Raw genomic sequence first — 19927 nt, 5'->3', positions numbered from 1 at the left:
ACACCACGAGGCACCTCATGATCCGCGAAGAATTCCTGCGCTTGGCCGCTGACGGCTACAACCGCATTCCGTTGGCCTGCGAAACCCTGGCCGACTTCGATACGCCGCTGTCGATCTATCTGAAACTGGCTGACCAGCCCAACTCCTACCTGCTCGAATCGGTGCAGGGCGGCGAAAAATGGGGCCGTTACTCGATCATCGGCCTGCCGTGCCGCACCGTGCTGCGGGTGCATGACCATCACGTGAGCATCACCGTCGATGGCGTCGAGACCGAAAGCCATGACGTCGAAGACCCGCTGGCTTTCGTCGAAACCTTCAAGGCCCGTTACAACGTGCCGACCATCGCCGGTCTGCCGCGTTTCAACGGTGGCCTGGTCGGTTACTTCGGTTACGACTGCGTGCGCTACGTGGAGAAGCGTCTGGGCAAATGCCCGAACCCGGATCCGCTGGGCGTGCCGGACATTCTGCTGATGGTCTCCGATGCGGTAGTGGTGTTCGACAACCTCGCCGGCAAGATGCATGCAATCGTGTTGGCCGACCCGGCGCAAGCCGATGCTTACGAACAGGGCCAGGCGCAATTGCTGGGACTGCTGGAGAAACTGCGCCAGCCGATCACCCCGCGCCGTGGCCTGGATTTCAGCAAGCAGCAAGCGGCTGACCCGGTATTCCGCTCCAGTTTTACTCAGGACGATTACGAAAAAGCCGTCGACACCATCAAGGAATACATCCTCGCGGGCGATTGCATGCAGGTCGTGCCGTCGCAGCGCATGTCGATCGACTTCAAGGCTGCGCCGATCGATCTGTATCGTGCCCTGCGTTGCTTCAACCCGACGCCGTACATGTACTTCTTCAACTTTGGCGATTTCCACGTCGTCGGCAGTTCGCCGGAAGTGCTGGTGCGGGTCGAAGACAACCTGATCACCGTGCGCCCGATTGCCGGTACGCGTCCACGTGGCGCCACCGAAGAAGCGGATCTGGCGCTGGAAGAAGACCTGCTGTCGGACGACAAGGAGATCGCCGAGCACTTGATGCTGATCGATCTGGGTCGTAACGACACTGGCCGGGTTTCGGAAATCGGTTCGGTGAAGCTCACCGAGAAAATGGTCATCGAGCGTTATTCCAACGTGATGCACATCGTCTCCAACGTCACCGGCCAATTGAAGGCCGGGCTGACCGCGATGGACGCGCTGCGGGCGATTCTGCCGGCGGGCACCTTGTCTGGCGCACCGAAGATCCGCGCGATGGAAATCATCGACGAACTGGAACCGGTCAAGCGTGGCGTGTATGGCGGCGCGGTCGGTTACTTCGCCTGGAACGGCAACATGGACACCGCGATTGCGATTCGTACCGCGGTGATCAAGAACGGCGAACTGCACGTGCAGGCCGGTGGCGGCATCGTTGCCGATTCGGTGCCGGCGCTGGAATGGGAAGAAACCCTGAACAAGCGTCGGGCGATGTTCCGTGCCGTGGCCCTGGCTGAGCAAACCCCGGAAAGCTGAGTCCACACAGTCTCCCAGTGGGAGCGGGCTTGCTCGCGAATACGGACTGGCATTCAAAATTGATGTCGGCTGATACACCGCTTTCGCGAGCAAGGCCGCTCCCACATTGGATTGTGGTCTGGCATAAAAAAACGCGGCGCCTGTGAGGGCGCCGCGTTTTTATGCCTACAGATCAGAAATCGAGACTGACCCCGACGTTCACCCCCTGCTGGGTAAAGTCATCATCCTTGCGCACGTTGTAGCTGGCGCGCAACGCCAAATCCTGCGTGAGCTTGTGGCTCACACCCAGGTTCAGGCGATTGAGGTTGGTCTGCGGCTCGTAGCCTTCGAGGGTGAATCGGTTGCCCGGCAGGCTATTGAGGTTGATGGTCAGATCCTGGCGGTCGTCGTTGTACTCACGCTCGTGGGCGAATTCGCCGAACACTTCGGTTTGTGCGGTGATCTGGTACTTGCCCTGGATCCCCACGCCCAGACGCCGCGAGTTGCGCGACTGGTCATCGAAGGTCAGCGCTGTGGAGTCCGCGCCTTTTTCCGAGTAACCGTCGACCTCGACCTTGCCAAAATCGGCGCTGACGAACGGCGACAGGTGCCACGGGCTGCTGGCCTGTTGCGCGATGTCGTAACCGATACGGCCACTGATCGCCAGCACGTAACCGTCGGTATCGCCTTTCTCTCCTCGCTCGTTGACCCCGAGCTGGAATTTACGCTTGAGGCTGTCGTAGTCGAGTTTGCCCGCGGTCATCGCCAGATCGCCCCACCAGCGGTTTTGCTGATACTGGGCGAATGCGGTGCCCATGTAGGAGTTGAGTTTGTATTCCGAATCGGCGTCGCCGGCTTCGAGTTTCTGGTTATAGAAACCTGCGGCCAGACCGACGCGCCAGGCTTCGTTGACGCGATAGCTGCCGCCGATGTTCAGGTTGTAGCCGTTGCCATCGGCACTGGCGGCGCTGTGCTGGCCGTCGAAGTCCTGATGTTGCCCGCCACCGGCAACGATGGCGCGCCATTGGCCCACGGCTTGCCAGTTTTCCCAATCGGCCAGCCATTGGTTACGCAGTTCATCCTGATGCGCGCGCAGCGAACCTTGGGCCATTTCCGGCAGCAGGGTCAGTTCCCAAGGAGCGGCCAGCAGCGAATAGGCGTAGTCGGCAATCAAGCGCTGGCCGGCCTCGGTGGGGTGCACCGAGTCGTTGTAGATCAACTTGGTCGGATCCGGTGTGGCGCTGTTGATGCCATATCGGGCGTTCTCGGTACAGCTGTTGCCGCTGAAACAGGTGGCCGTCAGGTTCTGGTCGGTCGCGAGGCCGAACTGCGCCGGGTTGGCGAAGGCTTCTTTGAGCAGCACCGGAATGTTCAGCGGGATGATTTCGGCGTTGATGCCCTGCAGTTGGCTGACCAGTTCGGTGTTGAACTGGGCGCTGAGCTGCGAGGTGAAACCCTGCAGCGGCGAGCCGTTGATGGCCGGGGTCAGGCCGATGTCCGGCAGCAGCCAGACCATGATGTATTTGGCGCCGGCGCCTTGCAGCGTGCGGGCGCTGTCGGCCAGGCGATCGGCTGCGGCGCTGGCCTGATCGAGACTGAGCACGCGGCCTTGAAGGAAATCGTTGCCGCCCCCGGACAGGTAATACAGCGCGTTCGGGTCGGCACGGAAGCCATTCGACGGCAGATAACCGCTGCGGGTGCGTTCACCGGTGGCGGACTGCGTGGTGATCGAGTCGAGAATCTGGTCGGTCCGGTAGCCGCCCACCGCCCAGTTGTTGCCATCGGCCAGACCTTCACCGGCACGCACGGCCGATGACGAGGAGGCGGTCTGATCCGGGCTGAAGCCCAGTTTGCCGCCGATGATCTGGGTGGCGTTGAGGTCGCGGTTTTCCCCGGTGCCATCTTTGTACAGCGGGCCGGTGCGGTTGGTGTAGCGCTGCGTGGCGCCGGCCGGACCGCCGCTGTCCCTGAAGGTCCCGGCATCGTTCAGGCTGTCACCGAAGACGATGAATTTGGAATAGGGCGCGGGTGCTGCGTACGCCTGGGCGCAAGCCATGGCGAGCAGGCAACCGGCAAGCGGTACAAACAACGTCTGTTTGATCATGAGCAAGTCCGTTTATTTATTGTTGTAGGTGAACGAAACGACAGTACCAAAAACTCCCGGCGTTTTGCCATCGGTCGCGAAGCCTCCCTTAGTTTTGTCCCCCTTCAGCCCCACCATATTGCACGCTCTGCCCAGCTAAGTTACTGTGCCGGAACGTATGAACGAGACCTTCCCCGTGTTGATCGTCAGCAAACTTCTGGATCAAGTCATCAAGGCACACGCCCGTTGGCGTTGGCGCGCCTGAATCTTTTCTGCCGGCCCCGCCGGATCTGTATCGCTTTGCCTTCCTTGCCCGTTTGAAATGCCGCTGTGCCGACGCCCTCTGCGCGTCCGACATCGTGCAGCGCCCTGCGGGCAAGTCATCTGAAGGCTGTCTTCAAGTCAGAATTCAAGAGGTTCGAAACGCCATGTTGCTGATGATCGACAACTACGACTCCTTTACTTACAACGTTGTGCAGTACCTCGGCGAGCTGGGTGCCGAGGTCAAAGTCGTGCGCAACGACGAACTGACCATCGCCGAAATCGAAGCGCTCAACCCGGAACGCATCGTGGTTTCCCCAGGCCCGTGTACGCCGACTGAAGCCGGCATCTCCATCGAAGCCATCAAACACTTCGCCGGCAAACTGCCGATCCTCGGCGTGTGCCTGGGCCATCAGTCCATCGGTCAGGCCTTTGGCGGCGATGTAGTGCGTGCCCGTCAGGTGATGCACGGTAAGACTAGCCCGGTATTCCATGAGGACAAGGGCGTTTTCGCCGGTCTGAATCATCCGCTGACGGTTACCCGCTACCACTCGCTGATCGTCAAGCACGATACTTTGCCCGAGTGCCTGGAGCTGACCGCATGGACCCAGCACGACGACGGCTCGGTCGACGAAATCATGGGCCTGCGGCACAAGACCCTGAACATTGAGGGCGTACAGTTCCACCCTGAGTCGATCCTGACCGAACAGGGCCATGAACTGTTTGCCAACTTCCTCAAACAAACCGGCGGCACGCGCTAAGGACTCCCATGAATATCAAGACAGCCCTGAGCCGTATCGTCGAACACCTCGACCTCAGCACCGAAGAAATGCGCGACGTGATGCGCGAAATCATGACCGGTCAATGCACCGAAGCGCAGATCGGCGCGTTCATGATGGCCATGCGCATGAAGAGCGAGAGCATCGACGAAATCGTCGGTGCCGTTTCGGTGATGCGTGAGCTGGCCGATCAGGTCGAACTCAAGACCCTCGACGGCGTGGTCGACGTGGTCGGTACCGGCGGTGACGGTGCGAACATTTTCAACGTGTCGACGGCATCCGCGTTTGTCGTCGCGGCAGCCGGTTGCACCGTGGCCAAGCACGGCAACCGTGCGGTGTCGGGCAAGAGCGGCAGCGCCGACTTGCTGGAAGCCGCCGGTATCTATCTGAACCTGACGCCGGTGCAGGTGGCCCGTTGCATCGACAACGTCGGCATCGGTTTCATGTTTGCCCAGACCCACCACAAAGCCATGAAGTACGCCGCCGGCCCGCGCCGCGATCTCGGCTTGCGTACGCTGTTCAACATGCTCGGCCCGCTTACGAATCCGGCCGGTGTCAAACATCAGGTGGTGGGCGTGTTTACCCCTGCGCTGTGCCGGCCATTGGCCGAAGTCTTGCAGCGCCTGGGCAGCAAACATGTGCTGGTGGTGCATTCGAAGGACGGTCTGGACGAGTTCAGTCTTGCCGCGCCGACCTTCGTCGCTGAGCTGAAGAACGACGAGATCACTGAGTATTGGGTCGAGCCGGAAGACCTGGGCATGAAGAGTCAGAGCCTGCACGGTCTCTCGGTCGAAGGCCCGGAAGCGTCGCTGGCGCTGATCCGCGATGCACTGGGCAAGCGCAAGACCGAAAACGGCCAGAAAGCCGCTGAAATGATTGTGCTCAATGCCGGTGCAGCGCTCTACGCCGCCGACCTGGCGACCAGTCTCAAAGAAGGCGTGGCGCTTGCGCATGATGCTCTGCACACCGGTCTTGCTCGGGAAAAACTCGAGGAGTTGGGTGCCTTTACCGCGGTATTCAAAGTGGAGAATGAGGGATGAGTGTACCGACGGTTCTGGAAAACATTCTGGCGCGCAAAGTTCAGGAAGTCGCCGAGCGCAGCGCTCGCGTCAGCCTGAACGAGCTGGAGAGTCTGGCCAAGGCGGCCGATGCACCCCGTGGTTTTGCCCAGGCACTGCTGGCTCAGGCCAAGAAGAAACAACCGGCGGTGATTGCTGAAATCAAGAAGGCTTCGCCGAGCAAAGGTGTGATTCGCGAGAATTTCGTGCCTGCCGATATCGCCAAGAGCTACGAGAAGGGCGGTGCGACCTGTCTTTCCGTGTTGACCGATATCGACTACTTCCAGGGCGCCGATGCCTACCTGCAACAGGCCCGCGCCGCGTGCAAATTGCCGGTGATCCGCAAGGACTTCATGATCGATCCGTACCAGATCGTCGAAGCCCGCGCTCTGGGCGCCGACTGCGTGCTGTTGATCGTTTCCGCACTGGACGACGTGAAAATGGCTGAGCTGGCCTCGGTCGCCAAAGACGTCGGTCTCGACGTGCTGGTGGAAGTGCATGACGGCGATGAGCTGGAACGCGCGCTGAAAACTCTCGACACGCCACTGGTCGGGGTGAACAACCGCAACCTGCACACCTTCGACGTCAGCCTGGAAACCACCCTTGACCTGCTGCCGCGCATCCCGCGCGATCGTCTGGTCATCACCGAGAGCGGCATCCTCAACCGTGCCGATGTCGAGCTGATGGAAATCAGCGACGTTTATGCGTTCCTGGTGGGCGAAGCGTTCATGCGCGCGGAAAGCCCGGGCACCGAACTGCAGCGCCTGTTCTTCCCGGAGCGTGGCGTTCCGGTCAGCGGTTCGACCCTCGACTGATTGCCGTTAGACCGAGTCGCCCCCTTCGCGAGCAAGCCCGCTCCCACATTTGGAATGCATTTCCCCCTGTGGGAGCGGGCTTGCTCGCGAAAGGGCCTTCAAATTTCCCGAAGATTTACGATCTGCCGGAGTTCTCCATGTCGCTGCCAAGCCCCCTGACCATCGAAGCTGGCCTCATGGCCGAGCAAGACTTGCTGGCCTCTGTCTGCGCCGGCGACGCCGAATTCGGTCTGCTGTTCTGGCAACCCAGCGATCGCGCTCTGGTCATGCCACGCCGGCTCAATCGTCTGCCCGGTTTTGATCACGCCTGCGAAGTCTCCGCCGCCGCTGGTTGGCCAGTCTTGCTGCGGGAAACCGGCGGTGAACCGGTCCCGCAATCTGCTTCAACCATCAACATCGCGTTGGTCTACGCCCCGCCCCGCAGTGAAGGTGATCTGAATCGCATCGAAACCGGTTACCGGCGTCTGTGCGATCCGATCTGTGAGTTGCTGGATGAACTGGGCGGTGTGTCGTCGTTGGGCGAAATCGACGGCGCGTTCTGCGACGGTCGTTTCAACGTCAATCTCGACGGCCGCAAGATGGTCGGCACCGCTCAGCGCTGGCGCCAGAGTCAGGGCGGTCAGCGTCCGGTGGGGCTGGTGCACGGGGCGATGCTGATGGATAACGAGCGCGAGTCGATGGTTGCAGCGGTCAATCGCTTCAACGAGGCTTGCGGTCTGGAGCAGCGAGTGCGGGCCGAAAGCCACATCGCCCTGCATGAGAAGTTCGCCGCGCCAACGGCATTGGCGCGTCTGGATGAGCTGTTTCGTCTGATGCTGGCGCAGGTCTACAGCACCTGATTTTGCGCGCTTAGCGCGTGCCGAAGACCACCATGGTCTTGCCTTTCACATCGACCAGGTTGCGTTCTTCAAGATCCTTGAGCACGCGACCGACCATCTCCCGCGAACAACCGACAATTCGGCCGATTTCCTGACGGGTTACCTTGATCTGCATGCCGTCCGGGTGAGTCATAGCGTCGGGCTGCTTGCACAGCTCCAGCAGGCAGCGGGCCACACGACCGGTGACGTCGAAAAACGCCAGATCGCCGACCTTGCGCGTGGTATTGCGCAGACGTTGGGCGATTTGTCCGCTGAGGACGTAAAGAATGTCGGGATCCTGCTGCGACAGTTCGCGGAACTTCACGTAGCTGATTTCGGCGATTTCACATTCAACCTTGGCCCGCACCCAGGCGCTGCGCTGCTGTTCCTGGCCTGCCTGCTCGAACAAACCCAGCTCGCCGAAGAAGTCCCCGGCATTGAGGTAGGCGATGATCATTTCGCGGCCGTCGTCATCTTCGATCAGGATGGTGACCGAACCTTTGATGATGAAGTACAGCGTGTCCGAGCGATCGCCGGCGCAGATGATGTTGCTCTTGGCCGCATGGCGACGACGCTGGCAGTGCATCAACAGCTTGTCGAGGTTCTTGATTTTGGGTGTGGGGGTAATAGCAACCATGGTTGTATCCCGAAAAGACTGCACGGTGATGTTTGATTTTTTTATGAGGCGCTGAAGGCGGTCGCTACACAGGCTGACAATTGGCGCCAGCGAATTGGCGCCAGCTTACCAGACACTTCGTCGAAAATTCGAGAAATTACCTACGCAGCAAAGGCATCCGTCCTAGGAACGCCGGGCGCTGTCAGAACAAAGGCCTGTGCTAAGCTGGCGACCCTTTTTTCTACAGTGGAGTCTTGGCGATGAAGGCACGCATCCAATGGGCTGGCGAAGCCATGTTCCTCGGCGAATCCGGTAGCGGTCATGTTGTGGTCATGGACGGTCCGCCTGACGCTGGTGGTCGTAATCTGGGTGTCCGCCCGATGGAAATGCTCCTGCTGGGCGTTGGCGGTTGCAGCAACTTCGACGTGGTCAGCATCCTGAAGAAGTCGCGTCAGGCGGTTGAAAGCTGCGAAGCGTTCCTCGAAGCCGAGCGGGCGACCGAAGATCCGAAGGTGTTCACCAAGATCCACATGCATTTCGTGGTCAAGGGCCGGGGCCTGAAAGAAGCCCAGGTCAAGCGCGCCATCGAACTGTCTGCCGAGAAGTATTGCTCGGCTTCGATCATGCTCGGCGCGGCCGGTGTGGCGATCACTCACGATTATGAAATCGTCGAACTCGGTTGAACCGACATTCAACTATCATAAAAGCAGTGCAGACTCTGGCGATCCCTCGCTGACGTCTGCATAATGCGCCACTTTTTTCAGGGCAGTGATCGGTCAACTGACGGATCGTCCGCCTGAACAGATAACCAAAATCGCCATCGCGAAGAGGTGTTAACCGTCCTACGCAGGTGCGTTGTTCGCACTTGACGGGCATGCTTGATCACGCGGCTGCGCCGCATACATAGAGAGTTTTTAACGGTGAAAAGCAAACTCAAGCTCCACGGGTTCAATAACCTGACAAAGACCTTGAGCTTCAACATCTATGACATCTGCTACGCGGAAACCCCGCAAGACCAGCAGGCTTACGTCGAGTACATCAATCAAGAGTACAACGCCGAACGCCTGACGCAGATCCTCACGGAAGTTGTCGAAATCATTGGTGCCAACATTCTGAACATCGCGAGTCAGAACTATGAGCCTCAGGGTGCCAGCGTCACGATTCTGATCTCGGAAGAGCCGGTGACCCCGACAGACAGCCAGATCGAAGAGTCCCCGGGTCCATTGCCCGAAATCATCCTTGCCCACCTCGACAAGAGTCACATCACGGTGCATACCTATCCGGAAATCCATCCGGACGCCGGTATTGCGACGTTCCGTGTGGACATCGACGTGTCGACCTGTGGTGTCATTTCACCGCTTAAAGCGCTCAACTTCCTCATTCACCAGTTCGATTCGGACATCGTGACTGTGGATTACCGTGTGCGCGGCTTCACCCGTGACGTTGAAGGCAACAAGCACTTCATCGACCACGAGATCAACTCGATCCAGAACTACCTTTCCGAAGACACTCGCGACGCGTACCAGATGACCGACGTGAACGTGTACCAGGAAAATCTGTTCCACACCAAAATGCTGCTGAAGAACTTCGAACTGGATAACTACCTGTTCGGCGACGCCACCAGCAACCTGTCTTCCGAGCAGCGTGCTCAGGTGACCGAGCGTGTGAAACACGAAATGCTGGAAATCTTCTACGCGCGCAACATGCCCGCGTAAGATTCCCGGACACAAAAAAGGCGACTACCGTGCGGTAGTCGCCTTTTTTATTACCGAAAAACAGAACCCTGTGGGAGCGGGCTTGCTCGCGAAGAGGCCCTTTGTGGCAATACAGATCTCAGATCCGATAAGTACTCTTGGTCATCACCTTCGCCAACAGACTCATCCCGAACTTCACCGGCGCCGGAAAACGGAAACCGCCCGCATCCAGTGCGCTCTCTGCATGATGCTCTTCATCAATGCGCATCTGCTCCAGAATCGCCCGGGACTTCTCGTCCTCGGCCGGCAATTGTTCCAGGTGCTCGTTCAGGTGCTTGCACACCTGATGCTCGGTGGCCGCGACGAAGCCAAGGCTGACCTTGTCACTGATCAGGCCGGCCACGGCACCAATACCGAACGACATGCCGTAGAACAGTGGATTGAGCACACTGGTATGGCTGCCCAGTTGATGGATGCGCTGTTCGCACCACACCAGATGGTCGATTTCCTCTTCGGCGGCGTGCTCCATGGCTGCACGCACCTGCGGCAACTTGGCGGTCAGCGCCTGCCCCTGGTACAGCGCCTGGGCGCAGACCTCACCGGTGTGGTTGATGCGCATCAGGCCGGCGACGTGGCGGGTGTCTTCGTCGCTCATTTGCACATCCGGCTGCACAATGGCTGGCGACGGACGGTACGGCTGGCCGCTGAAAGGCAGCAGCGTGCGCATCGCGGCGTCGGCTTGCAGCAGAAGACGGTCAATCGGCGAGTAGTGACGTTGGGTAGTCATGCTGACCTCCGGGAAAAATCTCGACCGCCAGTTTAACTGAATCGGCCGGGGAAGGTTTGCGCTGGGTCATTTGCCACGCGGTCATGCTTTTTGTGGGAGCGGGCTTGCTCGCGAAGACGTCGGCACCTTCAGAGTATCAGTGCCAGACAATCCGCTTTCGCGAGCAAGCTCGCTCCCACAGGGACGGATGCAGTGAATCAGCCCGGCGGCCAGTTCATCTGACGCTGACCGAGTACATGCATATGAATGTGATAGACGGTCTGCCCACCTTTTTCATTGCAGTTCATCACCACCCGGAAGCCTTCCTCGCAGCCCAGCTCCAGCGCCAGACGCTGGGCAGTGAACAGAATGTGCCCGGCTAATGCCTTGTCGTCTTCGGTCAGGTCGTTGAGGGTGCGTACCGGTTTCTTCGGGATCACCAGAAAATGCACCGGTGCCTGAGGTGCGATGTCGTGGAACGCCAGAACCTGGTCGTCCTCGTAAATGATATTGGCCGGGATATCCCGGTTGATGATCTTGGTGAACAGAGTATCCACTGCTGTTTTCTCCGTTGTGGGGGCTGGCCTGAGTGTACTCATGGGAAATGACCCCGCCCAGTGTTTTGCCGTAGGACAGTTCAGCGCGGGCAGTAAGCCTTGTTGACCATGCCGACGATGGTGCGATTGAGCCAGCGCGAGCCGAGGCGTGGCAGGAAGGCCAGCCAGCGGTTGCGCCGTCCCGGAATGATGATGGCGCGGTTTTTCTCCAGCGCACGCACGGTGTACAGCGCGACTTCCTCGGGACTCATCAGCAGTTTGCTGTCCTTGAGTTTGTCGCTATTGAGCTGCGCGGTGCGGAAAAAAGCGGTGCGGGTCGGGCCGGGGCAAAGTACCGAGACTTTGACCGCGCTCTGTTTCAGTTCAACTCTCAGCGCTTCGGAGAAGTGCAGAACGTAAGCCTTGCTGGCGTAGTAAGTGCTCATCCACGGGCCGGGATTGAACGCCGCCACCGAGGCGACGTTGAGGATCTGCCCGCCGCCCTGCAGCGCCATGCTGTTGCCGATGGCGTGGCACAGGCGGGTGAGAGCGAGGATGTTGACTTCAATCAGATCCTGCTCGGTCATCCAGTCTTGGGCGAGGAACGGGCCGCAGGTGCCGATGCCGGCGCAATTGACCAGCAGATCAATCTGCCGGTCGCCTTCTTCCAGTTCCAGCAGGAAGCCGGACAAGCGCAATGGCTCGCCCAGATCGCAGGCGCGGAACAACACCTCCACGCCAAAGCGCTGGGTCAGTTCGATCGCGATACTTTCCAGCTGATCACGCTGGCGGGCCACCAGAATCAGGCTGCGGCCGCGCCGGGCCAAAGCTTCAGCCATGGCCAGGCCGATGCCGCTGGAGGCGCCGGTGATCAGAGCGTAACGGGTCATGCAATTCTCCATCGCAACAGCTCCGCGCCAGCGACGCAGGTGTCACGGCGGGGAGCGTTGTTCATTCTTTCGCAGAGTCTACAGGGGCCGGGGCCGCTTCGGCTGCATCGTCCACGGAATTCGCCGGTTCAGTCTCGACCTCGACTTCATCGGTGGTGACCGAGCCGCTTTCGTAGCTGCTCTCAAGGTTGCTTTCGTATTCCTGCTGAATCGCCGAGATACCGCCGAGCATGCCGCCGGCAAATACCAGGGCGAAGAACACGATCCACAACGAGCACAGCACTTTGACCGCAGTGCTGTTAGGCGGTGGCGGCGGGCCGTAGCGATTGGCCCCGGTGTTGCCCGGCACGACCATGATCACCAGCGGGAAGAAGCTGCCCACGAACGGCACCAGGTTCAGCAGCCAGAGCCAGCCAGACCAGCCGATGTCGTGCAGGCGCTGCACGCTGAACAGAATGCTGACAATGATGAAGCCGAGGAACAGGAAGAACGCGAATAGCCCGCCGATGATCAGGCCGGTGGTGGAGTCGCCACTGACCAGCCCCAGACCGATAAATGCAAATATCGCCACGATCGGCAGGGTCACCAGGCTCAGCACCATGGTCCAGGCCAGAAACCGCAGGCGTCCGATCCGGCCCTCGACGCTAAAGGGTTTGAGCTCGGCAAAGGCTGGTAGGTTCTCGCCAACGTTGGCGCGCGGTGGTGCGTAGGGCGAGACTGGTTCGGCAAGAGCGGGTTGATGTTCGTGCACGTCCGCCAGATTCAGCTCGATTGCCGTCTCCGCCTCGATCCGCGCATCGATCCCGGTCTTGCTCAGTGCTTGCAGATAGGTCTGCGCATCGCTGTGGGGCAGGTCGCGTTTGAGGGCGACGGTGCTGCCGTTGAACAGGCGTTCAATGGCGGCAACATCGCTTTTGAACAGGGCCGCCAGATTGAGCTTGGCGGTGGTGAGATCGACACCGGGCTGTAGAGCACCGTCGAAAACGATCTTGTAACGAGGTTCGCTCATGGCCGAGGCATCCTTGTCGCGAGTGAATTGTAGGTCAGCAAGTGTAAGGCCAGTCGGTGGATGACTGGCCTGATTTTTCTCAGCGCGGCCAGCGTTTCGGCAATTGCGCCGCGCGTTCCAGCGCCTGACGATATTCCGCATCGAGCCGGGCGATCAACTGATCCACACTCGGCAGGTCGCCAATCTGGCCTACGCCCTGGCCGGCTGACCACACGGTCTTCCAGGCCTTGGCTTCGTCGTTGATCGGTTTGAGTTTGTCACCGAAATTGACTTCGCCCTTGCCCTGCAGCGCGACCATGTCAAAACCCGCCGCCTCCAGGCTTTGGCGCATGAAGCTGGCCGGTACTCCGGAGACTGCAGGAGTATGAATGATGTCCGCCGCCTTGGCCGTCAGCAGCATGTCCTTATAGGCGTCAGGCGCATGACTTTCGGTGGTGCCGATAAATCGCGTACCGAAGTAGGCCAGATCCGCGCCGAGCAGCTGCGCGGCCAAAATCTCATGGCCGTGGTTAAGACATCCGGCAAGCAGCAGGGTTTTATCGAAGAACTCGCGGATCTCGGCGATCAGGGCAAATGGGCTCCAGGTGCCGGCATGACCCCCGGCGCCCGCCGCGACCGCGATCAAGCCGTCGACTCCGGCTTCGGCGGCTTTCTCGGCATGCCGGCGCGTGGTCACATCGTGGAATACCAGGCCGCCATAGCTGTGCACGGCATCGACCAGTTCCTTCACTGCGCCGAGGCTGGTGATGACAATCGGCACCTTGTGCTCGACGCAGATATTCAGATCCGCCTGCAAGCGCGGATTGCTGTTATGCACGATCAGGTTCACCGCATACGGCGCGGGGTCGTCCAATGTCGCCAGGCCCGCTTCAATCTGCTCCAGCCAGGCCTTGAAGCCGCTGCTTTCACGCTGGTTCAGCGCCGGAAAACTGCCAACCACGCCGTTACGGCAGCAGGCGAGCACCAGCTCCGGGTTGGAGATCAGGAACATCGGCGCCGCCACTACCGGCAAGCGCAGACGTTGTTCGAGCAAAGCGGGCAGCGACATTGGAAATCCCCCGAGGTGTGATGCCTGTTATGAAATTAGAACGGCTTGACCACGACCAGAATTACGATAGCCAGCAATATCAGAACCGGCACTTCATTGAACCAGCGATAAAAGACATGGCTGCGGGTGTTCTCGCCACGGGCGAAGCGTTTTACCTGCGCACCGCACATGTGGTGGTAGCCGATCAGCAAGACCACCAGGGTCAGCTTGGCGTGAATCCAGCCGCCCATGCTGAAGATGCCCGGATTGAGGTAGATCAGCCAGCCGCCGAAAATCAGCGTGGCGATCATCGCCGGGCCCATGATGCCGCGATACAGTTTGCGCTCCATGAGGCTGAAGCGTTCTTTGCTGATCGCGTCTTCACTTTGCGCGTGATAAACGAACAGCCGCGGCAAGTAGAACAGCCCGGCAAACCAGCAGACGACGCTGACGATGTGAAACGCTTTGATCCATAGATAGAGCATTTTTAGTTATTCCCAGGTTCACGGTAGCCGGGATAGTAGAGGCTTGAGCGTCCGCACGTCACCTTGATGGTTGTCGCAGGGGCGCGTGGCCCCTATTATCGACGGCTTTCCAGTGGGTTCGTTGAGGGCAGGTTTATGGTCAAGGTCGGTATCGTCGGCGGCACGGGTTACACCGGTGTCGAACTGCTGCGTCTGTTGGCACAGCATCCGCAGGCAGAAGTGGTGGTGATTACTTCCCGATCCGAGGCCGGTCTGGCCGTGGCTGACATGTACCCGAACCTGCGCGGTCACTACGACGGTCTGGCGTTCAGCGTGCCGGACATCAAAACCCTGGGTGCTTGCGACGTTGTGTTCTTCGCCACCCCGCACGGCGTTGCCCATGCGTTGGCCGGTGAACTGCTGGCTGCGGGCACCAAGGTCATCGACCTGTCCGCGGACTTCCGTCTGCAGGACGCTGAAGAATGGGCCAAGTGGTATGGCCAGCCACACGGTGCGCCGGAGTTGCTGGACGAAGCGGTCTATGGTCTGCCGGAAGTCAATCGCGAGCAGATCAAGAAGGCGCGTCTGATAGCCGTACCGGGTTGCTATCCAACCGCCACACAATTGGGTTTCCTGCCGCTGCTTGAAGCGGGTCTGGCTGACACTTCGCGTCTGATCGCCGACTGCAAATCCGGCGTCAGCGGTGCCGGTCGTGGAGCGGCTGTAGGCTCGCTGTACTCCGAAACGTCGGAAAGCATGAAGGCTTACGCGGTGAAAGGTCACCGTCATCTGCCGGAAATTCGCCAGGGTCTGCGTCGCGCTGCCGGTAAGGATGTCGGTTTGACGTTCGTGCCGCACCTGACGCCTATGATCCGTGGTATTCACTCCACGCTCTACGCGACCGTGGTCGATCGTTCGGTGGATCTGCAGGCACTGTTCGAAAAGCGTTATGCCAACGAGCCGTTCGTCGACGTGATGCCGGCCGGCAGCCATCCGGAAACTCGCAGCGTGCGTGGCGCCAACGTCTGCCGCATCGCTGTGCATCGTCCGCAGGATGGTGATCTGGTGGTGGTGCTGTCGGTGATCGACAACCTGGTCAAAGGCGCGTCGGGTCAGGCGGTGCAGAACATGAATATCCTGTTCGGGCTGGATGAGCGCTTCGGTCTGTCCCACGCCGGCATGCTGCCGTAACACTTTCGGCAACACAGCAAAAAGGCCCGTCAAACGGGCCTTTTTGCATTCTGGGCAGTTGGTCGGGTTTATTGATATACCGTAACAATAGTTGACCGATTTTCTAGGACAAGCGGATAATGCGCGTCATCACGCATTATGGCGGCGTAACGCCGGGAGATAGTCAGCATGAGCGTCGAATCCTTCACCCCCACGGCTTTGCAATTCACTCAGGGTGCTGCGCACAAGGTGAAGAGCCTGGTCGATGAAGAGGGGAATGATCGCTTGAAGCTGCGCGTATTCGTTACGGGCGGCGGTTGTTCGGGGTTTCAGTACGGCTTCACCTTCGATGAGGATGTGGCCGAGGACGATACCATCGTCGAACGCGAAGGCGTGAGTCTGGTGGTTGATCCGATGAGTTTCCAGTACCTGGCGGGTGCCGAAGTGGACTATCAGGAAGGTCTGGAAGGTTCGCGCTTCGTGATCAAGAACCCGAACGCCACCACGACCTGTGGTTGCGGCTCTTCGTTCTCGATCTGATCGCACCTCGCTGCACACAACAAAACGCCGCAGAGCCTTACGGTTCTGCGGCGTTTTTTGTTGCGGGCGTTTTATTCAGTTGGGATAGATGGCGCCGAGTACCCGCAGGCCTTTGGCGCCGGTGACGCTCGGGCGATTGGCGGCAATGCCTTCTAGGCAGCAATGAGCAAGCCAGGCGAAGGCCATTGCCTCGACCCAGTCCGGATCGACACCGTGAGTCGCGGTGCTGGCGACGGTAGCGTTTGGCAGCAGCTCGGCAAGACGTTTCATCAGCGTAGCGTTGTGAGCGCCGCCGCCGCAGACCAGCATTTCCCGAGTATCGGATTGAGCGCTTTGCAGCGACTCGACGATGGTCAGCGCCGTCAGTTCGAGCAGCGTTGCCTGAACGTTTTCAGCAGCGAAGCTCGGCAAACTTGAGATGTGGCGCTCCAGCCACGGCAGGTTGAACACTTCCCGGCCTGTGCTCTTCGGGCCTTTGGTCACGAAGAACGGGTCGCCCAGCAGAGCTTTCAGCAAGACTGGCTCGACCGTGCCGGTGGCTGCCCACTGGCCGTTGCGATCGTAGTTCTCGCCGCGTTGCTGATGAATCCAGGCATCCATCAGCACATTCCCAGGGCCGCAGTCGAAACCGGCTACAGGCCGGGTCGGCTCTATCAGACTCAGATTGCTGAAACCGCCGACATTCAAGACTGCACGGTTGCCGCTACGCTCTTCGAACAAAGCTTCATGGAAGGCTGGCACCAGTGGGGCGCCTTGGCCGCCAGCTGCCACATCGCGGCTGCGGAAATCGCTGATCACGGTGATGCCGGTCAGCTCTGTCAGGAGCGCGGGATTGCCGATCTGCACGGTGAAGCCGCGAGCGGGCTCATGACGAATGGTCTGGCCATGACTGCCGATTGCTCGAATGGCTTCAGGCTTCAGCTGCTGCTGATCGAGGAGGGTATGGATGCCCTGGGCCGCTAGTTTTACCCAGTGCTGCTGGGCGATCGCCGAGCGGGCGATCTCGTCGGGGCCACTGGCGCACAAGCCAAGCAGCTCGGCGCGCAGGGATTCAGGCATGGGGATGTAGTGCGTGGCGATCAGTTTGATCGCCGAGGTCTGCTCGATCAGGGCGATGTCCAGCCCATCGAGACTGGTGCCGGACATCACGCCGATATAAAGAGCCATGGCTTAGCGCTTGCTCGAAGCCAGCATGGTGGCCTTCTCTTGATCCATGCGCGCCATCAACGGCTGGCTCTGCGCAAGGAAGCGTGCGCGCTCGGACTTGGCGATCGGATCCGCCATCGGTAGCTTCTGACCCAGTGGGTCGACGTGAACACCGTTGACCTGGAACTCATAGTGCAAGTGCGGTCCAGTGGACAGGCCGGTGGTACCAATGTAGCCGATCACCTGGCCCTGCTTGACGCTGCCGCCGGTTTTCACGCCTTTGGCAAAGCCTTGCATGTGGCCATACAGCGTGCGGTAGGTGTTGCCGTGCTGGATGATCACCGTGTTGCCGTAGCCACCGCGGCGACCGGCCAGCAGCACTTTACCGTCGCCGGCAGCCTTGATCGGCGTGCCGCGTGGTGCTGCGTAATCGACACCTTTGTGGGCGCGGATCTTGTTGAGGATCGGGTGTTTGCGGCCCATGGAGAATTTCGAGCTGATGCGGGCGAAGTCCACCGGGGTGCGGATGAACGCCTTACGCATGCTGTTGCCATCAGCGGTGTAATAGCTGCTGTTGCCTTGTTTGTTGGTGTAACGCACGGCGGTGTAGGTCTTGCCGCGGTTGGTGAAGCGCGCAGACAGAATCGGGCCGGTACCGACGGCTTTGCCGTTGACCACTTTCTGCTCATAGATCACGTCGAATTCATCGCCCTGACGGATGTCCTGAGCGAAGTCGACGTCGTAGCCGAAGACGCTGGCCATATCCATGGTCAGGCTATGAGACAGTCCTGCGCGGGCAGCGGATTGTGACAGGGAGCTATTGATCACGCCGTGCACGTAAGCAGTGCGAACGGTCGGCTTGGCTGTTACGCGGTTGAATGCGTAGCCCTTGTCGTTCTTGGTCAGGGTAATGGTTTCGACGTCGCTGACCTTGCTGTGCAGGCTGGTCAGTTGGCCTTCCGGGTTCAATTCGAACTCCAGCTTCTGGCCGTGCTTGAGCTGGCTGAACTGTTTGGCCTGTTTGTCGCTGGCCAGAACTTCGTGCACGGCAGCGGCTGGCAGACCGACTTTCTCGAACAGTGTAGAGAGCGTATCGCCCTTGGAGACGACAACTTCGCGGTGTCCTGGCGCTTTTGGTTTCTCGGCGATCGGGGCTGGCGCAGGTTCGGCCTCAGCGGTTTTCGGAGTGTCTTCGGTGCTGTTTTCGATCTGGGCGAAAGGTGAGGCTACTGGCTCATTTGTGGCTTGAACCGCGTCAGCAGCGTCTTGATCTTGTGTCAGTTGTTCAGCAGGACTTTCCAGTTCAAGGCTCAGGGTTGTCTTTTTGGCTTCAACATCACTGGAAGGAAATACCAGGAGCGCCAGGCTGAGAAGGGCGGCGATTCCACTTGCGGCGAGCAGGTGGGTCTTCGGGTAAAGCGGTGGCGCTTTAGACGGTTCAGTGGTCATAAGTAATTTTGACTTTGAAAAAAGATGAATTGGAAAAGATGAATGACATGATGAAGATGAAATAACTGTATAAAATATAACCAAATCATCCCCGAAGCAAGTCTACAGACACCCTGTCTGCAGATTGGTGTCCGTGCGCCGGGCAAAACTTGTAATTGGTGCACGATCTTGTATGGTTGGTTCCCTTTGAATCTGAGCCTTGCGGGTCTGTTATGAAGTCGGTTGAAGAGCAGCTAGCGCTGATTAAACGTGGTGCGGAAGAACTATTGGTCGAGTCCGAGCTGATCGAGAAGCTCAAGCGCGGCCAGCCGCTGCGTATCAAGGCTGGTTTCGATCCAACTGCCCCGGATCTGCACTTGGGTCACACCGTGCTTATTAATAAGCTGCGCCAGTTCCAGGAATTGGGGCATCAGGTGATCTTCCTTATTGGTGACTTCACCGGGATGATCGGTGATCCAAGCGGCAAGAGTGCAACTCGTCCTCCTTTGACTCGCGAGCAGGTTCTGGAAAACGCCGAGACGTACAAGACTCAAGTGTTCAAGATTCTTGATCCGGCGAAGACCGAAGTTGCGTTCAACTCCACCTGGATGGATCAGATGGGGCCGGCGGACTTCATTCGGCTGACTTCGCAATACACTGTCGCTCGCATGCTTGAGCGTGATGACTTCGACAAGCGTTACACCACCAACCAGCCGATCGCAATTCACGAGTTTCTCTATCCGCTGGTTCAGGGATATGACTCGGTTGCTCTGCGCGCGGATGTTGAGTTGGGCGGTACCGATCAGAAGTTCAACCTGCTGATGGGGCGTGAGCTGCAGCGTGGGTATGGCCAGGAAGCTCAATGCATTCTGACCATGCCGTTGCTCGAAGGTCTGGATGGCGTGAAGAAGATGTCCAAGTCGTTGGGCAATTACGTTGGTATCCAGGAAGCACCGGGTGTCATGTACGGCAAGTTGGTTTCTATTCCGGATGCGCTGATGTGGCGTTACTTTGAGCTGCTCAGCTTCCGTTCGATGGATGAGATCAATGCCTTCCGTGCAGATGTTGAGGCTGGAGCTAACCCGCGCGACATCAAGATCAAGTTGGCGGAAGAGATTGTTGCGCGCTTTCATGGTGAGGAGGCTGCGGCCAATGCTCATCGCGCTGCCGGTAACCGTATGAAGGATGGCGAGCTGCCGGATGATCTGCCGGAGATCGAGTTGGCTTCTGCTGAGGATATGCCGATTGCCGCCGTCCTTAATAAGGCAGGCTTGGTGAAGAACTCGGCGGCGGCGCGTGATCTGTTGGCT

At 59.3% G+C, this 19927-nt stretch carries 20 protein-coding genes (1 of these 20 only partly in view); 10 read left to right on the top strand and 10 right to left on the bottom strand.

Annotated elements, in window-relative coordinates:
* Positions 1-17 precede the first annotated feature (17 nt).
* A complete protein-coding gene (gene trpE, locus ACS4NR_RS18830; RefSeq protein ID WP_456018043.1) occupies positions 18-1499 on the top strand; it encodes an anthranilate synthase component I in 1482 nt (493 codons plus the stop codon).
* Positions 1500-1671: 172 nt separating this feature from the next.
* Here the strand turns inward: trpE and estP are convergent, their stop codons facing one another.
* A complete protein-coding gene (gene estP, locus ACS4NR_RS18825; protein ID WP_456018042.1) occupies positions 1672-3582 on the bottom strand; it encodes an esterase EstP in 1911 nt (636 codons plus the stop codon).
* 407 nt (positions 3583-3989) lie between these two features.
* Here estP and ACS4NR_RS18820 point away from each other — a divergent pair, with 407 nt between their 5' ends.
* From ACS4NR_RS18820 to ACS4NR_RS18805, 4 genes are all read left to right on the top strand, one after another.
* Positions 3990-4583 (top strand): aminodeoxychorismate/anthranilate synthase component II, encoded by a 594-nt coding sequence (locus ACS4NR_RS18820; RefSeq protein ID WP_003228801.1) that lies wholly within the window; start codon positions 3990-3992, stop codon positions 4581-4583.
* Between the two features lie 8 nt (positions 4584-4591).
* On the top strand, positions 4592-5641 hold the full coding sequence (trpD, locus tag ACS4NR_RS18815; protein WP_443532045.1) for an anthranilate phosphoribosyltransferase: 1050 nt from the start codon (positions 4592-4594) through the stop codon (positions 5639-5641).
* On the top strand, positions 5638-6474 hold the full coding sequence (gene trpC, locus ACS4NR_RS18810) for an indole-3-glycerol phosphate synthase TrpC (RefSeq protein WP_204894190.1): 837 nt from the start codon (positions 5638-5640) through the stop codon (positions 6472-6474). Before trpD ends, trpC begins: the two co-directional genes overlap by 4 nt.
* Before the next feature lie 137 nt (positions 6475-6611).
* Positions 6612-7313 carry a lipoate--protein ligase family protein gene (locus ACS4NR_RS18805; protein WP_456018041.1) on the top strand — a complete coding sequence of 234 codons (702 nt, stop codon included), beginning with the start codon at positions 6612-6614 and terminating at the stop codon, positions 7311-7313.
* A gap of 10 nt (positions 7314-7323) precedes the next feature.
* Here the strand turns inward: ACS4NR_RS18805 and crp are convergent, their stop codons facing one another.
* The gene (gene crp / locus ACS4NR_RS18800; protein WP_007966430.1) at positions 7324-7968 is read right to left on the bottom strand and encodes a cAMP-activated global transcriptional regulator CRP; all 645 of its coding nucleotides are present in this window, start codon (positions 7966-7968) and stop codon (positions 7324-7326) included.
* A gap of 239 nt (positions 7969-8207) precedes the next feature.
* Here crp and ACS4NR_RS18795 point away from each other — a divergent pair, with 239 nt between their 5' ends.
* Both ACS4NR_RS18795 and speD read left to right on the top strand, forming a co-directional pair.
* Entirely contained in the window at positions 8208-8630 is a 423-nt protein-coding gene (locus tag ACS4NR_RS18795) for an OsmC family protein (protein WP_003228794.1), read from the top strand.
* A gap of 237 nt (positions 8631-8867) precedes the next feature.
* Positions 8868-9662, top strand: coding sequence for an adenosylmethionine decarboxylase (speD, locus tag ACS4NR_RS18790; RefSeq protein WP_027610737.1), 795 nt, complete (start codon positions 8868-8870; stop codon positions 9660-9662).
* 118 nt (positions 9663-9780) lie between these two features.
* On the opposite strand, the gene coq7 is transcribed toward speD, so the two are convergent.
* From coq7 to hemJ, 6 genes are all read right to left on the bottom strand, one after another.
* Positions 9781-10428, bottom strand: a complete 648-nt coding sequence (coq7, locus tag ACS4NR_RS18785; protein ID WP_027610738.1) for a 2-polyprenyl-3-methyl-6-methoxy-1,4-benzoquinone monooxygenase — start codon at positions 10426-10428, stop codon at positions 9781-9783.
* A 197-nt stretch (positions 10429-10625) separates the two neighbouring features.
* Positions 10626-10964 carry a histidine triad nucleotide-binding protein gene (locus ACS4NR_RS18780; RefSeq protein ID WP_456018040.1) on the bottom strand — a complete coding sequence of 113 codons (339 nt, stop codon included), beginning with the start codon at positions 10962-10964 and terminating at the stop codon, positions 10626-10628.
* A gap of 80 nt (positions 10965-11044) precedes the next feature.
* Entirely contained in the window at positions 11045-11833 is a 789-nt protein-coding gene (locus tag ACS4NR_RS18775) for an SDR family NAD(P)-dependent oxidoreductase (protein WP_027610739.1), read from the bottom strand.
* A gap of 61 nt (positions 11834-11894) precedes the next feature.
* On the bottom strand, positions 11895-12842 hold the full coding sequence (locus ACS4NR_RS18770) for a DUF805 domain-containing protein (RefSeq protein ID WP_456018039.1): 948 nt from the start codon (positions 12840-12842) through the stop codon (positions 11895-11897).
* A 79-nt stretch (positions 12843-12921) separates the two neighbouring features.
* A complete protein-coding gene (locus ACS4NR_RS18765; RefSeq protein WP_456018038.1) occupies positions 12922-13890 on the bottom strand; it encodes an NAD(P)H-dependent flavin oxidoreductase in 969 nt (322 codons plus the stop codon).
* 35 nt (positions 13891-13925) lie between these two features.
* Positions 13926-14354, bottom strand: a complete 429-nt coding sequence (hemJ, locus tag ACS4NR_RS18760; RefSeq protein ID WP_027610742.1) for a protoporphyrinogen oxidase HemJ — start codon at positions 14352-14354, stop codon at positions 13926-13928.
* Positions 14355-14489: 135 nt separating this feature from the next.
* On the opposite strand from hemJ, the gene argC reads away from it, so the two are divergent.
* Together argC and erpA are read left to right on the top strand one after the other, a co-directional pair.
* Positions 14490-15524 (top strand): N-acetyl-gamma-glutamyl-phosphate reductase, encoded by a 1035-nt coding sequence (gene argC, locus ACS4NR_RS18755; RefSeq protein WP_034155112.1) that lies wholly within the window; start codon positions 14490-14492, stop codon positions 15522-15524.
* A 168-nt stretch (positions 15525-15692) separates the two neighbouring features.
* Positions 15693-16043 carry an iron-sulfur cluster insertion protein ErpA gene (erpA, locus tag ACS4NR_RS18750; RefSeq protein WP_003228776.1) on the top strand — a complete coding sequence of 117 codons (351 nt, stop codon included), beginning with the start codon at positions 15693-15695 and terminating at the stop codon, positions 16041-16043.
* Between the two features lie 75 nt (positions 16044-16118).
* On the opposite strand, the gene ACS4NR_RS18745 is transcribed toward erpA, so the two are convergent.
* Both ACS4NR_RS18745 and ACS4NR_RS18740 read right to left on the bottom strand, forming a co-directional pair.
* Positions 16119-17210, bottom strand: a complete 1092-nt coding sequence (locus tag ACS4NR_RS18745; protein ID WP_456018037.1) for an anhydro-N-acetylmuramic acid kinase — start codon at positions 17208-17210, stop codon at positions 16119-16121.
* Between the two features lie 3 nt (positions 17211-17213).
* On the bottom strand, positions 17214-18638 hold the full coding sequence (locus ACS4NR_RS18740) for a peptidoglycan DD-metalloendopeptidase family protein (RefSeq protein ID WP_115986074.1): 1425 nt from the start codon (positions 18636-18638) through the stop codon (positions 17214-17216).
* A gap of 212 nt (positions 18639-18850) precedes the next feature.
* Between ACS4NR_RS18740 and tyrS the strand changes: the two genes are divergently transcribed.
* Positions 18851-19927: the 5' portion of a tyrosine--tRNA ligase gene (tyrS, locus tag ACS4NR_RS18735; protein ID WP_095140147.1), read on the top strand. The gene runs 123 nt beyond the window's last position; only the first 1077 of its 1200 coding nucleotides appear in the window; its start codon is at positions 18851-18853; its stop codon lies off the right edge, out of view.

The organism is Pseudomonas sp. JQ36 (assembly GCF_053851495.1).
The sequence above is the reverse complement of the archived record's forward strand: the minus strand, read 5'-3'. Positions and strand labels throughout refer to the sequence as shown.

What these genes read in the sequence shown, in the direction of transcription:
- trpE (WP_456018043.1), top strand. Translation starts at nt 18, where the DNA reads ATGATCCGCGAAGAATTCCTGCGCTTGGCCGCTGACGGCTACAACCGC.
- estP (WP_456018042.1), bottom strand. Translation starts at nt 3,582, where the DNA reads ATGATCAAACAGACGTTGTTTGTACCGCTTGCCGGTTGCCTGCTCGCC.
- ACS4NR_RS18820 (WP_003228801.1), top strand. Translation starts at nt 3,990, where the DNA reads ATGTTGCTGATGATCGACAACTACGACTCCTTTACTTACAACGTTGTG.
- trpD (WP_443532045.1), top strand. Translation starts at nt 4,592, where the DNA reads ATGAATATCAAGACAGCCCTGAGCCGTATCGTCGAACACCTCGACCTC.
- trpC (WP_204894190.1), top strand. Translation starts at nt 5,638, where the DNA reads ATGAGTGTACCGACGGTTCTGGAAAACATTCTGGCGCGCAAAGTTCAG.
- ACS4NR_RS18805 (WP_456018041.1), top strand. Translation starts at nt 6,612, where the DNA reads ATGTCGCTGCCAAGCCCCCTGACCATCGAAGCTGGCCTCATGGCCGAG.
- crp (WP_007966430.1), bottom strand. Translation starts at nt 7,968, where the DNA reads ATGGTTGCTATTACCCCCACACCCAAAATCAAGAACCTCGACAAGCTG.
- ACS4NR_RS18795 (WP_003228794.1), top strand. Translation starts at nt 8,208, where the DNA reads ATGAAGGCACGCATCCAATGGGCTGGCGAAGCCATGTTCCTCGGCGAA.
- coq7 (WP_027610738.1), bottom strand. Translation starts at nt 10,428, where the DNA reads ATGACTACCCAACGTCACTACTCGCCGATTGACCGTCTTCTGCTGCAA.
- ACS4NR_RS18775 (WP_027610739.1), bottom strand. Translation starts at nt 11,833, where the DNA reads ATGACCCGTTACGCTCTGATCACCGGCGCCTCCAGCGGCATCGGCCTG.
- ACS4NR_RS18770 (WP_456018039.1), bottom strand. Translation starts at nt 12,842, where the DNA reads ATGAGCGAACCTCGTTACAAGATCGTTTTCGACGGTGCTCTACAGCCC.
- ACS4NR_RS18765 (WP_456018038.1), bottom strand. Translation starts at nt 13,890, where the DNA reads ATGTCGCTGCCCGCTTTGCTCGAACAACGTCTGCGCTTGCCGGTAGTG.
- hemJ (WP_027610742.1), bottom strand. Translation starts at nt 14,354, where the DNA reads ATGCTCTATCTATGGATCAAAGCGTTTCACATCGTCAGCGTCGTCTGC.
- argC (WP_034155112.1), top strand. Translation starts at nt 14,490, where the DNA reads ATGGTCAAGGTCGGTATCGTCGGCGGCACGGGTTACACCGGTGTCGAA.
- erpA (WP_003228776.1), top strand. Translation starts at nt 15,693, where the DNA reads ATGAGCGTCGAATCCTTCACCCCCACGGCTTTGCAATTCACTCAGGGT.
- ACS4NR_RS18745 (WP_456018037.1), bottom strand. Translation starts at nt 17,210, where the DNA reads ATGGCTCTTTATATCGGCGTGATGTCCGGCACCAGTCTCGATGGGCTG.
- ACS4NR_RS18740 (WP_115986074.1), bottom strand. Translation starts at nt 18,638, where the DNA reads ATGACCACTGAACCGTCTAAAGCGCCACCGCTTTACCCGAAGACCCAC.